Origin of the sequence: Oerskovia enterophila (genome assembly GCF_044748475.1) — a bacterium.
In the GTDB taxonomy this organism is placed as follows: domain Bacteria; phylum Actinomycetota; class Actinomycetes; order Actinomycetales; family Cellulomonadaceae; genus Oerskovia; species Oerskovia enterophila.
The window spans coordinates 959,982-973,291 of the sequence record NZ_JBIVFZ010000001.1; the positions used below are offsets into that span (position 1 = coordinate 959,982).

At 75.3% G+C, this 13,310-nt stretch carries 10 protein-coding genes; 6 read left to right on the forward strand and 4 right to left on the reverse strand.

What is annotated here, in order from left to right:
• Window positions 1–14: 14 nt before the first annotated feature.
• Window positions 15–1,337, reverse strand: coding sequence for a CapA family protein (locus ACIPWA_RS04225; protein ID WP_400288286.1), 1,323 nt, complete (start codon window positions 1,335–1,337; stop codon window positions 15–17).
• Between the two features lie 135 nt (window positions 1,338–1,472).
• On the opposite strand from ACIPWA_RS04225, the gene pgsA reads away from it, so the two are divergent.
• The 3 genes from pgsA to ACIPWA_RS04240 all read left to right on the forward strand — a co-directional run bounded on the left by pgsA (window position 1,473) and on the right by ACIPWA_RS04240 (window position 3,220).
• A complete protein-coding gene (pgsA, locus tag ACIPWA_RS04230; protein ID WP_068627753.1) occupies window positions 1,473–2,072 on the forward strand; it encodes a CDP-diacylglycerol--glycerol-3-phosphate 3-phosphatidyltransferase in 600 nt (199 codons plus the stop codon).
• 10 nt (window positions 2,073–2,082) lie between these two features.
• Window positions 2,083–2,574 (forward strand): CinA family protein, encoded by a 492-nt coding sequence (locus ACIPWA_RS04235; protein ID WP_068627752.1) that lies wholly within the window; start codon window positions 2,083–2,085, stop codon window positions 2,572–2,574.
• A 298-nt stretch (window positions 2,575–2,872) separates the two neighbouring features.
• Window positions 2,873–3,220 (forward strand): helix-turn-helix domain-containing protein, encoded by a 348-nt coding sequence (locus ACIPWA_RS04240; RefSeq protein WP_056648772.1) that lies wholly within the window; start codon window positions 2,873–2,875, stop codon window positions 3,218–3,220.
• Window positions 3,221–3,227: 7 nt separating this feature from the next.
• Here the strand turns inward: ACIPWA_RS04240 and ACIPWA_RS04245 are convergent, their stop codons facing one another.
• Both ACIPWA_RS04245 and ACIPWA_RS04250 read right to left on the reverse strand, forming a co-directional pair.
• Window positions 3,228–4,073, reverse strand: a complete 846-nt coding sequence (locus ACIPWA_RS04245; RefSeq protein ID WP_400288289.1) for a DNA-formamidopyrimidine glycosylase family protein — start codon at window positions 4,071–4,073, stop codon at window positions 3,228–3,230.
• A gap of 18 nt (window positions 4,074–4,091) precedes the next feature.
• Entirely contained in the window at window positions 4,092–9,161 is a 5,070-nt protein-coding gene (locus ACIPWA_RS04250) for an Lhr family helicase (RefSeq protein ID WP_400288291.1), read from the reverse strand.
• Between the two features lie 89 nt (window positions 9,162–9,250).
• Between ACIPWA_RS04250 and ACIPWA_RS04255 the strand changes: the two genes are divergently transcribed.
• Window positions 9,251–9,484: a DUF3046 domain-containing protein gene (locus ACIPWA_RS04255; protein WP_056649031.1), complete on the forward strand. Its 234-nt coding sequence runs from the start codon at window positions 9,251–9,253 to the stop codon at window positions 9,482–9,484.
• A 152-nt stretch (window positions 9,485–9,636) separates the two neighbouring features.
• On the opposite strand, the gene ACIPWA_RS04260 is transcribed toward ACIPWA_RS04255, so the two are convergent.
• Entirely contained in the window at window positions 9,637–9,882 is a 246-nt protein-coding gene (locus ACIPWA_RS04260) for a hypothetical protein (RefSeq protein ID WP_400288293.1), read from the reverse strand.
• A gap of 203 nt (window positions 9,883–10,085) precedes the next feature.
• Between ACIPWA_RS04260 and ACIPWA_RS04265 the strand changes: the two genes are divergently transcribed.
• Entirely contained in the window at window positions 10,086–12,299 is a 2,214-nt protein-coding gene (locus ACIPWA_RS04265; RefSeq protein WP_400288295.1) for a phage holin family protein, read from the forward strand.
• Entirely contained in the window at window positions 12,296–13,162 is an 867-nt protein-coding gene (locus ACIPWA_RS04270) for an MBL fold metallo-hydrolase (protein WP_400288296.1), read from the forward strand. Before ACIPWA_RS04265 ends, ACIPWA_RS04270 begins: the two co-directional genes overlap by 4 nt.
• The last annotated feature ends 148 nt before the right edge of the window (window positions 13,163–13,310 follow it).

The following is a 13,310-nucleotide window of genomic DNA, read 5'->3' on the forward strand; positions in this document are numbered from 1 at the left end:
GCGGCCCCCTGGTGTCAGCCTCGGTAGGTGGGCAGATCGTCCGGGGGGACGGCCTCGGCGGTTGCTCCTGCAAGGGCCTCGGTTCCCAGGCGCGGAGCCGCTCCCGTCGCGACCGGGGGCGTGAGCCGCTCGGCCGCGGCAGCGCCTGCGGCCGCCCTGACCCGGTCGTAGCGAGCACCGAGCTCGCCCGGCGCCAGGGTCGCGGTGCCCTGGGGGAGGATCTCCGGCAGGACGTGCACCGCGTGCTTGCCCAACCGGTCGACGGTCGTCGCGGTCCACTCGAACCCCGTGACGCGGGCGGCGCCATCAGCAGGCTGTGTCACGGTCGCCGTGACCAGGAGCCCCGACTCGGTCCCCGGGACGCAGCACGCGGAGTCCTGGTTGGACACGTAGTTGCCCAGGCCGTAGGCGACCCACATCCCCTGACCGTCCGGTCCGCCCGGGAGCAGCTCGACCGGCTGCGGGACGTGGGCGTGGTGGCCGAGCACCAGGTCGACCTGGCCCGACGCGGCGAGGGCCGTCGCGAGCTCGACCTGCTCCGTGGTCGGTGCCGTCGCGTACTCGACGCCTGCGTGCATGCTCACGACCACGAGGTCCGCGCCCGCCGCCCGAGCAGCCGTCGCACGGGCGACCATGTCGTCGGCGGCGAGCAGGGTCACCGACCAGGGGGCCGACGAGGGGACGGGCATGCCGTTGGTCCCGTAGGTCGCGGACAGGTGGGCGACGACGAGCTCTCGTCCTGCACGCTCGAGGACGTAGAGCGCGGGGCCGGCCGCCTCGGCGGCCGACCGGGCCGTCCCGACGTGCCCCAGGCCCGCGGCGTCCAGCGCATCGAGCGTGGCGACGACCCCGGGCAGCCCCTGGTCCACGGAGTGGTTCGACGCGGTCGAGCACCCGTCCCAGCCCTGCTCGCGAAGATCGGTCGCCAGGTGGGAGTCCGCGACGAACCTCGGATAGCCCGCGGGGTGCTCGCCCGGTGCCGTGAGCGGCACCTCGAGGTGGCACAGGGCCAGGTCTGCCCCCGAGACCCAGGCGTCGGTCCCTGCCAGGAGCGTGCTGAAGTCGTACCTGCCGGGCCCCGTACGGGCGGACGCGTGCACGGGGAGGTGGGGCAGCACGTCGCCTGCGGCGACGATCGTGAAGACGGCGTCCGGCTCGGGCGTGGGGCTCGGTTCGGCGGGAGCCGGCGCGGGGGTCGCCGACGCCTGAGCCGGGGGCACCGCACCGGGGTCGAGAAGGAGGGCTCCCGAGGCCGCGACGATGCCGGCGACGAGCCCGGCGGCAAGGAGCTGGCCGAGCCGACGGCGGCGTCGGACTGCGCGTACGTGACGTGTCACGCTGCGACCCTAGCCGTTCGGCGTGCGCAACTGAAGATTGCGTGATAACGGCGGCCCGTTGTGTGTGATCTTGTCCGAAGGGTCGGTTTCTGGGCGTGGTCGGTCGACCGCTCCCGGAGCGCCTAGGCTTGTCCCGTGGTCACAGCCGTCCCGTCTCCCTGGAACTCCGCGAACGCGGTCACTATCGCCCGGATCGCCGTGGTGCCGTTCTTCGCGTGGGCTCTGCTCGCCGACGGCGGGCACACGGTCACCTGGCGCCTGGTCGCGACGGGGTTGTTCGTCCTCGCGGCCGCGACGGACCGGGTGGACGGCTACCTGGCCAGGAAGTACAACCTGGTCACGGACCTCGGCAAGCTGCTCGACCCCATCGCGGACAAGCTCCTGATCGGGGCCGCGCTCGTCCTGCTGTCGGCCCTCGGGGACCTCCCGTGGTGGGTCACGATCGTCATCCTGGCCCGTGAGCTGGGCATCACGCTCATGCGGTTCGCGGTGCTCAAGTACACCGTCATGCCGGCGTCGCGTGGCGGCAAGCTCAAGACGGTCCTGCAGTCCGTGGCGATCTCGATCTTCCTGCTCCCTCTCGACCACCTGCCGTCGTGGATCTCCGTGATCGGCTGGATCGTCATGGTGGCGGCTCTGGTCGTCACGGTCGTCACGGGCGTCGAGTATGCGTTCCAGGGCTGGCGCCTGCGCCGGGACGCGCTGCGCGCGGCCCGCACGTCCGGGCAGGACTGAGCGGCTCGTCATGAGCACCCCGGGCGAGTCCGATCTCCGCGAAGCGGCAGACCTGCTCGAGGCCGCGACGGCACGGGGTTGGACCCTGGCGGTCGCGGAGTCGCTGACGGGCGGTCTCGTGAGCGCCCGCCTGGTCGCCGTGCCCGGAGCGTCCGCGGTGCTCCGCGGTGGGGTCGTCGCGTACGCGACGGACCTGAAGGAGAGCGTGCTGGGGGTCGACGGCGCACTGCTCGCCGAGCGGGGTGCGGTGGACCCCGCCGTCGCACGCCAGATGGCCCAGGGGGTCGCCCGGGTGCTGGGGGCCGACGTCGGCCTCGCCACGACCGGGGTGGCCGGTCCTGATCCCCAGGACGGCAAGGCCCCGGGACTCGTCTACGTGGCGGTCGCGACGCCCGAACGCACCGAGGTCCGCGAGCTCCGGCTCGAGGGCGACCGCGCGACGGTCCGCGACGCCGCGGGCCGGAACGTCCTCACCCTGGCACGGGTGACGATCAGCGGGTGAACTTGCCGTCCGGTGGGACGAGCAAGGCCGAGCGCGGGCGAACGCGTGGAGAGTTCGTGAACACCAGGCAACCGTGTGGACTTCGGCGTGGTGCGGGAACAACCTGGGTGGGAGCGACGTTGAACAGCACGTGATCGCCAAGAGGCCATTCAACAGATCAGCACATGAGACTGCCCCGGGTGCGGGGTACGGTAGGACGATCCCCACGCGAGGGGCGCGGGGAACGACAGGTCAGCGAACCACCACCGGAGCCAGGCAGGCTCCGACGGTCGCACGGGACACGGAAGGGGGCCGCCAGATGATTGTTCTTCGTCGAGAGATCGGGGACGTGCTGCGAGACGCTCGCCAGCGACAGGGCCGCACCCTGCGAGAGGTGTCCTCGGCCGCACGCGTCTCCCTGGGGTACCTCAGCGAGGTCGAGCGCGGTCAGAAGGAAGCGTCGTCCGAGCTCCTGGGCTCCATCTGCGAGGCCCTCGACATCCCCATGTCGCTGGTGCTGCGCGAGGTCAGCGACCGGGTCGCCGTGGCCGAGGGTCTGATGATCCCGGACACGATCCCCGCAGACTTCGCCGTCACGCTCATGGGTCGGGGAGCGGCTGCAGAGAGCGCGCGGCGCATGCGCGAGGACCTTCAGCCGGTCGGCTGACGGAGCCTCAGGGCTTCTGACAGCTCGGACAGTAGAAGATCGGTCGCTCGAACGGCGCTTCGTTCGCCCGGGCGACAGCGACGGGCGTGCCACATCGGTGGCACGCCCGTCGTGCTCTGCCGTGGACGTGCCGCCGGACCGTGCCCACCCCCTCCGCGACGCTGCGGAGCATCTGGCCGCGCGCGGTCCGCAGCAGCGCCTCCAGGTCGCGGTCGGAGACGTCGGACACCTGGGTCCACGGCCACAGGCCCTGGGCGAACAGGCTCTCGGCCGTGTAGATGGTGCCGAGCCCGGCGACCCCGCGCTGGTCGAGCAGGGCGTCGGCCAGGGGAAGCCCTCGGGACCCGGTGCCCGTCGGGCCTCCCGCGGTCGCCTGCGCCGGGAAGCCGCCTGCTGCTGCCGCGCCGCGCAGGCGTGCGAGCGCGAGCAGGACGCCGGAGTCCGGGGAGCTGAGGAAGTCGTCCGCGAGGACGTCGGGGCCCAGGTGCCCGAGCAGGACGTGCTCGTCGCGGGTGCGGACCACGTCGAGCATGCCGAGCCGTTCAGCGACGCAGGTCCACACCTCGTTCGCGAGGACCGCCCGGACGTCGGTGCCGCGCGCGCCGGCTCCGACCGTGCCCGTGCGGGCGACGCGCCACTGTCCCTCCATCCGCAGGTGCGTGTGCAGGGTCGTGCCGTCGTCGAACCGGGTCAGGAGGTGCTTGGCGTACGGCCGGACCTCGACGACGGTCCGGCCCGTGAGGTCGATGCTCGCCGCGCTTGGCCACCTCAGCTCGGCACGTTCCACGGCCCGTCCGCGCAGCGCCGCGTCGAGGCGCTGCGCCGTGATCTTGACGACGTCGCCCTCAGGCACCAGGAGCCCCTCGGCCGGTCATGCGCGCAGCCCCCGCGGGGTGGGACGGAAGCCCGCCTCCATGAGCGCAGCAGTCACGCCGAACGCGCGCGACGCGGTGCTGCCCGCTCCGGCGAGGGCGTCGATCCCGTCGATCCGCCCGATGACCATCTTGCCGAGCAGCCCGGCACGCGACGCGCGCGCGAGCTCGGCGCACGCCAGCGCGAGGCGGCGCGCCGAGGTCTCGGAGTCGTCGCCGAACGAGATCAAGGAGCGACCGCCACGCTCGACGTACAGGACCAGGTCGCCGCCCGCGAGCACGACGACGGAGCCCACCTTGCGTCCCGGCCGGTGGGTCGCGCGCGCTACGGCACGGGTGGGTTCGGTGCCCGGTGCGACGGCGAGGGCGGTCGCGGCCCCCACGGTCGCGGTCGCCGACGTGCGTGCCTCCGACAGGCCGCCCACCGCGGCCCCGCCCCGCGCCCCGAGGCCGACGGGCGCCCCGCCACCCGGCTCGTGAGGGACCCGGGGCTCGGGCCACGGCAGGGCCGCACCGTAGGGGTTGGCCGGGTCGGTCGCGGCGAGCAGCAGCGCCGAGAGCTCGCGACGGCCCGCCGACTCCGCGGCGTGCTCGCGGTCCTGGGCGTCGGTGCGGAGCTGGTCGACGGCCCCCGGCAGCGCGAACTGCGAGCCGCCCAGGTGCTCGACGAAGTAGCCGCGCCGGACGGTGCCCGTGGTCTCGAGCTCCGACAGGACGCGGTAGACGCCTCGGAAGTAGTTCGTCACGCCCTCGGAGGGCGCCGCGCCGCGGGTCAGCACACCGTGACGGTCGAGCAGGACCCGGGTCAGGGCGTGCGTGCGCCGCGTGGGGTCGGGCTCGCGCGCGGGGAGCGCCGACCACCGGCCCGAGCCACCGCGCAGGTCGGACTCACCGCGCGCTGCGCCCGGTGAGCCGGCCCCGAGCGAGGCGAACCGGCCGCGCGACAGGGGGCGGGCGCGGACGGGGGCGCGCGGTGCGCGGTGCGCGCCGCCTCCCGGGCCGAGGCGGCTGCGCAGGGCCCCGAGCCCGTCGTTGGTGACCCAGCCCGCCCACACGAGGTCCCACAGCACCTCCAGCGTCGCCGCCTGGGACGCGCCCGCGAGCTCGGCGATACGGGGCAGGAAGAATCCCCCCGAGCCGGTGAGCAGGTCGACGACCGCCCGGTGCAGGTCGCTGTCGAGCGGGCCGTCCTCCTCGAGGGGCGTCACCTCGGGAAGGGTGAGCGGTGCGGCGTCGGCGAGGTGCAGGCTCACGAGCCCGTCCTTGCCGCCGGGCAGCGACGAGTGCCCGCACCACAGGACCTCGCCCGTGGTGGTCAGCTCGTCGAGCAGAGCGGGCGAGTAGTCGATCACGCGTGCGGGCAGCACGAGGGTCTCGAGCGCCGAGGCGGGGACCGCGGCCCCCGAGAGCTGCTCGACGACCCGCAGCAGCCCGTCGGTGCCCCGCAGCGTGCCGATCCCGTGCCAGCGCGGGAGGAACACGCCCAGGGCCTCGGGGGCGACGGGCTCGACCTCGGCCCGCAGCGCGGCGAGCGACCGACGGCGCAGGGTGCGCAGGACCTCGGCGTCGCACCACTCCTCACCTGTCCCGCCGAGGGACTCGGGGCGCAGGCGGCCGCACACGAGCACCCGGGCGGCCTCGAGCCGCCGCAGGACCCCCGTGGCGACCGCGACGCCGATCCCGAAGCGCGACGCGACCTCGTGCGCCCCGAACGGTCCGTGCGTGCGGGCGTGGCGCCGCACGAGGTCGCCCAGCGGGTCGGGGACCGGCTCGGTGAAGACCTCGGGGATGCCGGTGGGCAGGGCGACCCCCAGCGCGTCCCGCAGCCGCCCGGCGTCCTCGACCACGGCCCACTGCTGCGCGACGGCGTCGGGCACGCCGGCCACACGCACCTGGATCACCCGGCGCGCCCCTTCGAGGCCCGTGAGCCAGGCGGGCACCTCCTCGCGCACCTCCTCGCGCGTGCGGCGCGCGACCTCCGCGGCCGGGAGCGGGCCGAGCCTGCGCAGCAGGTCCCACACGTCCTCCGCGTGCCGCGCCTGGCGGCTCGGCACCAGGGCGCCGAGCTCGGCCTCGGTCCGCTCGACCGACTCCGGGTCCAGCAGGTCCGCGAGCTGCGAGGCCCCGCCCTCGGTGCCGAGCAGCTCGGCCAGGAGCGTGGGGTCGAGCGAGAGCGCGGCCGCGCGGCGCTCGGCGAGGGGAGCGTCGCCGTCGTACAGGAACTGGGCCGTGTACCCGAACAGGAGCGACTGGGCGAAGGGGGACGGGGTCGGGGTCGTGACGTCGACCAGCCGGACCCTGCCCGCGGCCAGGTCCCGCATGAGCTCGGTCAGCGCGGCGACGTCGAAGTCGTCCTGGAGGCACTCGCGCGCGGCCTCCAGGACGATCGGGAACTCGGGGTACTCGCTCGCGACCGAGAGCAGCTGGGCCGAGCGCTGCCGCTGCTGCCACAGGGGCTGGCGCTTGTCAGGGCGGCGCCGGGGGAGCAGCAGGGCCCGGGCCGCCGCCTCGCGGAAGCGCGCGGCGAACATGATGGAGCCGCCGAGCTCGGCACGGACCTCGTCGAGGACCTCCTCGGGGGCGAGGAGCAGGTCCTCGGCCGTCACGACGGGCGAGCCCGCGCCCCCCGGTCCGGCCGTGCCGCCGGGCTCGTCGCCCCAGCCGCCGTCGCCCAGGTCCGGCAGCCGCAGCACGATCCCGTCGTCCGAGTGCATGGCCGCGGCGTCCAGGCCGTAGCGGTCGCGCAGCCGAGCGCCCAGGACGAGCGCCCACGGCGCGTGGACCTTGGCCCCGTAGGGCGAGTGGATGACGACGCGCCAGTCGCCCAGCTCGTCGCGGAAGCGTTCGACGACGACGGTCCGGTCGTCCGGCACGCGGCCCGTGGCCTCCCGCTGGTCCGCGAGGTAGGCGACGAGGTTGTCGGTCGCCCAGGCGTCGAGCCCGGCGTCGCGCAGGCGTTCGGAGAGCGGCCCGCCGGTCGCGGCCAGCGACTCGAGCTCGCGCACCCAGGAACCCACGGCCCGGCCGAGCTCGGCGGGCCGACCGGGCGAGTCGCCCTTCCAGAACGGCAGGCGCCCGGGCGCGCCCGGCGCGGGAGTCACCAGCACGCGGTCCGGGGTGATGTCCTCGATGCGCCACGTGCTCGACCCGAGCGTGAACGTGTCGCCCACGCGCGACTCGTAGACCATCTCCTCGTCGAGCTCGCCCACCCGCCGACCACCCCGCGCCCGCGCTCCGGTCGCGGCGCCGCCGGGCGCGTCGCCGAGCACCCCGGCGGTGTCCTCGGGGCCCGCGGTCGTGGAGGGGTCCGTCGCGAGGAACACGCCGTACAGACCCCGGTCAGGGATGGTCCCGCCGCTCGTGACGGCGAGCCGCAGCGCGCCGGGGCGCCCGCTGAGCAGGCCCGACGTCCGGTCCCACACGATCCGCGCGCGCAGCTCGCCGAAGTCCTCGCTGGGGTAGCGGCCCGCGAGCATGTCCAGCACGGCGTGCAGCGTCGCGTCGCCCAGGGCGCCGTACGGCGCGCTGCGCCGCACGAGGGCCGCGAGGTCCGCGACGGTCCAGTCGTCGAGCGCGACCATGGCCACGACCTGCTGCGCGAGGACGTCGAGCGGGTTCGAGAGCACGTGCAGGTGCTCGATCTGCCCGGTGCGCATGCGGTCCGCGATCACCGCCGAGGGCACCAGGTCGCCCCGGAAGGTCGGGAACACCACACCGTGGGACACCGCACCCACCTGGTGGCCCGCGCGCCCGATGCGCTGGAGCCCGCTCGCGACCGAGGGCGGCGCCCCGACCTGGACCACGAGGTCCACCGCGCCCATGTCGATGCCCAGCTCGAGCGAGGACGTCGCGACGACCGCGGGCAGGCGCCCGTCCTTGAGCTCGGTCTCGGTGCGGGTGCGCTCGGCCCGGCTCATGGAGCCGTGGTGGGCCCGGGCGATCACGGGCTCGGTGCCCGCGCTCGCGCCCGACTGGGCCAGGACCTGCGCGGGCTGGAGCGTCCCGACGTCCGGCACGTCCTCGCCCTGCCGCTCGGCCCAGACCTCGTTCATGCGGGCCGTGAGCCGCTCGGCCCCGCGCCGGGAGTTGGTGAAGACGAGCGTCGAGCGGTGCTCGGCCACGAGGTCCACGACGCGCTCCTCGACGTGCGGCCACACCGACGGACGCGGCGGGCGAGCCGTGGCCGGGCCCGAGAGGTCGGGTTCGCCGTCGGGTAGGGGCGCAAGGTCCTCGGCCCCGGTGGCCCTGCTGGGGCCTGGCGCGCTGCGCAGGTCGGAGAGGTCGGGGACCGGGACGACGATGTCGACCTCGATCTTCTTCTCCGAGGGAGGCTGCACGACGACGACCTCGCGTCCCTGGTCGTCCGGCCGGCGGTGCCCCGCGAGGAAGGTCGCGACCGCCTCGACCGGTCGGACCGTGGCCGAGAGGCCCACCCGCTGCGCGGGCACCGGGAGCAGGGCGTCGAGCCGCTCGAGCGAGACCGCGAGGTGCGCCCCACGCTTGGTCCCGGCCACGGCGTGGATCTCGTCGATGATGACGGTCTGCACGCCGGCCAGCCCCGCACGCGCCTGCGAGGTCAGGACGAGGAACAGCGACTCGGGGGTCGTGATGAGGATGTCCGGGGGAGCGACGCCGAAGCGCCGCCGCTCGCTCGCGGGCGTGTCGCCCGTGCGGGTGCCGACCACGACGTCCGGGACCGTGGTCCCGAGCCGCACGGCGGCCTGCCGGATGCCCGCGAGCGGCGAGCGCAGGTTGCGCTCGACGTCCGCGGCCAGCGCCTTGAGGGGCGAGACGTAGAGGACCTTGCAGCGCTGCGCACGGTCGTCGTCCGGCCCTGACGCGAGGCCACCCGGTGGCTGCTCGTCGGGACGCGTGAGCAGCCGGTCGAGCGACCACAGGAAGGCCGCGAGGGTCTTGCCCGAGCCGGTCGGTGCCACGACCAGCGCGTGCCGGTCGCTGCCGATCGCCTCCCAGGCGCCCGCCTGCGCTGCCGTGGGGCGCTCGAACGCACCCTCGAACCATGCGCGGGTCGGAGCGCTGAAGCCGGCGAGCGGGTCGGGGGACGTCACCTCGCCATTGTGGGCGCTGCCACCGACAACCGCTCCCTGCCGGTGGAGCCGCGTCGGACGTGCCCCCTGAGACGTGGCAGGCTGTCCCCGTGCGGTATCGAGAGTTCTGGCAGCTGGTGGACGAGGTCTTCGGATCGGCCTACGGTCGCGCCCTGACCCGGGACCAGGTGCTCAACGCCCTGGACGACCGCACCGCGGTCCAGGCCCTCGAGGACGGCGTCGAGCCGCGCTACGTGTGGCACGCGTTGTGCGACGCGTTGGAGGTGCCGGACGCGCAGCGGTGGGGCAAGGACGCGAACCGCCAGGCGCCGCCCGCGCGGTAGGCGCTCGTCGCCGGGCGGGCGGGTGTGCAGCCGCGAACCGCCAGGCGCCGCCCGCGCGGTAGGCGCTCGTCGCCGGGTGGGCGGGTGTGCAGCCGCGAACCGCCAGGCGCCGCCCGCGCGCGCTCGTCCGGGACGACAGGTCAGGGCGCGTGTCAGCGAGCCCGACGATTCCGGACGGTCGCGACGAGGTGGATCGTCGCGATGACGCCGAAGGTCCCGAGCGCGATCACCCAGAAGCCCGGTATCGGGACGTCGAGCAGCAGGAGGACCGCGAGGGTCGCCGCACCCCAGAGCGCCGGTACGACGAGCGAGGACCAGTAGCCCACGGTGGCCCCGCCGTCACCGCGGACGACATCGGGGTCGACGGGTGACAGCGGCTTCGGCGCCTCGTGGGTCATGTCTGGGCTCCTGGTGGGCGTCGCGTCGTCGGGCGGGGCTGGGCGGCATGCTCTGGCCTGCGGGCCCTGGCCGCCCAACGTACCGCGTCGACGTCGTGGCGCGTCGCCCCTTGTCGCGACATGCCGCCGGGACCACGGCCATGCCCGGTCTCGACCCAGGCGCCGCCCGCGCGCCCGCCCGTCGTGCGCGGCATCATGGCCGCATGAGGCATCGGCTCCCGTTCTCGCTGCACGACCTGACGGGAGCCCTCTGGTCCCTCGTGTCGACGACCGCCGGGCTGGGGCTCGCGATCTGGATCGTCCCGGGCGTGCGGATCACGTCGTGGTGGTCGGTCTTCCTCGCGGCGCTCGTCGTCGGGGTCGGTGACGCGGTCCTGCGGCCCCTGTGGCGTGTCGTCGCCGGGCGCGCGGGCGTCGTCGGGGCGCTGGTCTCGGGGCTCGCGGGCCAGGTGCTCGTGGCATGGCTCGCGCTCACGTACCTGCCGGGGTTCGAGACCGACGACTGGGGCAGCGTCGTGGCTGTGCTCGTCCTGGCGGCGTTCTTCATGGCGATCGGCCGCTGGGCGATCGGCGCGAGCGACAACGACTACGTGATCGACAACCTGCTGCGGCGTGCCCGCCGGGCGCAGCGCACGGCCGCCCGCCGGGCCGCGCGGGCGTCGTCGGGCGGGGGAGGGAGCAAGGCCGGCGGCCCGACCGGGCCGCCGGGCGCTGCCGACCTGTCGGACAGCCCGCCGGCCCCCGTCCCCGGCTCCCGTCCCGCGGGCCTCCTGGTCGTCCAGCTCGACGGCGTCGCGCGCTCGACGTTCGACCACGCCGTCCAGGCCGGACTGGCGCCGAACCTCGCACGCTGGATCAGCGCCGGGACGCACGACCTCGAGACGTGGTGGGCGCGCGTCCCGTCGACCACGCCCGCGAGCCAGGCCGGGCTCCTGCACGGCACGAGCGAGCACGTGCCCGCGTTCCGCTGGTGGGACCGCGAGCAGTGTCGGCTCGTGGTGACCAACCACCCGGCCGACGCGGCACGGGTCGAGGCCCTCATGAGCGACGGCCGCGGGCTGCTCGCGGGCGGCGGGGTCGCGGTCTCGACGATGTTCTCGGGGGATGCCGGGACGAACCTGCTCGTCATGAGCCGAGCCCGCGCGGGCCTGGGGCCGGGGCAGGTGTTCGTCCACTTCTTCTCGAGCCCGTTCGTGCTGGTCCGGGCGCTCGTGGGCACCGTGGGCGAGTTCTTCAAGGAGCTCTACCAGGGGTGGCAGCAGGCGGTACGGGACGTGGAGCCCCGCGTCTCGCGCCTGGGGGCCTACCCCGTGCTGCGTGCGGTCTCCAACGTGGTGCTGCGCGACCTCAACACCTCGCTCGTCGCCGAGCAGCTCGTGCGCGGGGCACCCGTGGTGTTCGTGGACCTCGTCGACTACGACGAGATCGCGCACCACGCGGGCCCGCTGCGGCCCGAGGCGATGCGGGCGCTCGAGGGGCTGGACCGGGTGGTCGGGCTGCTCGAGCAGGTCGCCGAGCTCGCGCCCCGCCGCTACGAGGTCGTGGTGCTGTCCGACCACGGGCAGTCGCTCGGCGCGACGTTCGAGCAGGTCGTGGGCCGCTCGTTCCTGGACGAGGTGCGTCGCCTCATGGCGGTCCGGACCGCACCGGGCGAGCGGCGCCGTCGGGCCTCCGGGGTGCGGTCCGCCGCGGGGGCCGACTCCGAGGCGTGGGGCGCGGTCAACACCGCGCTCAACGCGCTCGGCCGCGACCGGGGAGGGCGGGGCGGGGCGGGAGAGCACGACGAGCGGAGCGAGCGGGGCGGGCGCGTGCTGGTCGGTCCGGACCGGGACGCCGCGCCGGCGGACGCGGGCGAGCTGCCCGAGGTCGCCGTCGTCGGGTCGGGGAACCTCGGCCTCGTGTGGTTCCCGCGCTCCCCGGAGCGGCTCGTGGGCGACGAGATCCGGGCGCGCTGGCCCGCGCTCGTGCCAGGCCTGGTCGCGAACCAGGCCGTGGGGGCCGTGGTCGTGCAGGAGAGCAGGCCCCCGGAGGGCGAGGTGCCCGACGTCGTCGCGTACGGCCCGGCGGGCAGCCGACACCTGGTCTCGGGTCAGGTCCATGGCGAGGACCCGCTCGCGGCGTACGGGCCGCGCGCGGCGCCCGACCTCCTGCGGGCGGCCTCGCTCGAGCACGCGAGCGACCTGCTCCTGGTCTCGAGCGTCGACGACGCGGGTCTGGTCCACGCGTTCGAGGGGCTCGTGGGCTCGCACGGCGGGCTGGGCGGTGCCCAGAACGAGGCGATCCTGCTGCACCCCGCGAGCCTGCGGGTGTTTGACGGAGCGCGCGAGGACGTGGGCGGGACGCGCATGCTGGTGGGAGCCGAGGCGGTGCACCGCGAGCTCGTGCGCTGGCTCGAGGAGCTGGGGGTCCGGACATGACCGAGGAGCAGGTGGCCCCCGGGCTGAGGGTCACGTGGCTCGGCCACTCGAGCGCGGTGCTCGACGTCGCGACGCCCGACGGCCGCGTGCGGATCGTCACCGACCCCCTGCTGAAGCGGCACGCCGGGCTGCTGCGGCGACGCGGAGTGCGGCCCGCCGAGGTCTGGCGGGACGCCGACGCGGTCCTGCTCTCGCACCTGCACCACGACCACGCCGAGCTGGGGTCCCTGCGGCTGCTGGGGGACGTGCCGGTCCTGACCGCCCCCGCCAACGCGCGCTGGCTGCGTTCCAAGGGGCTCCGCGGGGTGGGGCTCGGTACCGGCCCCGAGCACGACGAGCACCCGCTCGCGGGTGCTGTGCCGGGGCGTCCCCGGGTCCCCGGGACGGCTGGGGAGCACGGCTCCTGGCACGACGTCGGAGCGCACGTCCGCGTCCACCTCACCCCGGCGGTGCACGGGCACCGGCCCATGCCGCACCGACCCAACGCCGCGGTGGGGCACCTCGTGCAGTCGGGCGGCTGGACCCTCTGGGCGCTCGGCGACACCGAGGCCTACCCCGGCATGGTGCACCTGCCGGCGCTCGCGGGCGGGCCGGTCGACGTCGCCCTGGTGCCCGTGGCGGGCTGGGGGCCGCGGTTGTCGGGCGGGCACCTGGGACCGGCCGAGGCGGCGCGCGTGTGCGCGGCGGTCGGGGTGCGGCTCGCGATCCCGGTCCACTGGGGGACGCTGCACGCGCCGGGCGGGCAGAACCTGCCGCGCGGCTGGATGGACCACGCGGGGGACGCGTTCGCGGCCGCGGTGCACCGCTGGGCCCCCGAGACCCGGGCGGTCGTGCTGCGGCCGGGGGAGTCGTGGGAGGGCTGAGGGCGTGGGTGGGGCCCGCGACGGGCGCGTGGCGGGCGCGCGGGGCGTGCTCGACGACACGCCGCGCAGGACGGCCTCTCGAACAGGTGTTCGGGTAGAGTTGTGCACAGCACTCGCCGACAGCCCGTCATCCACAGGCAGGGCACGG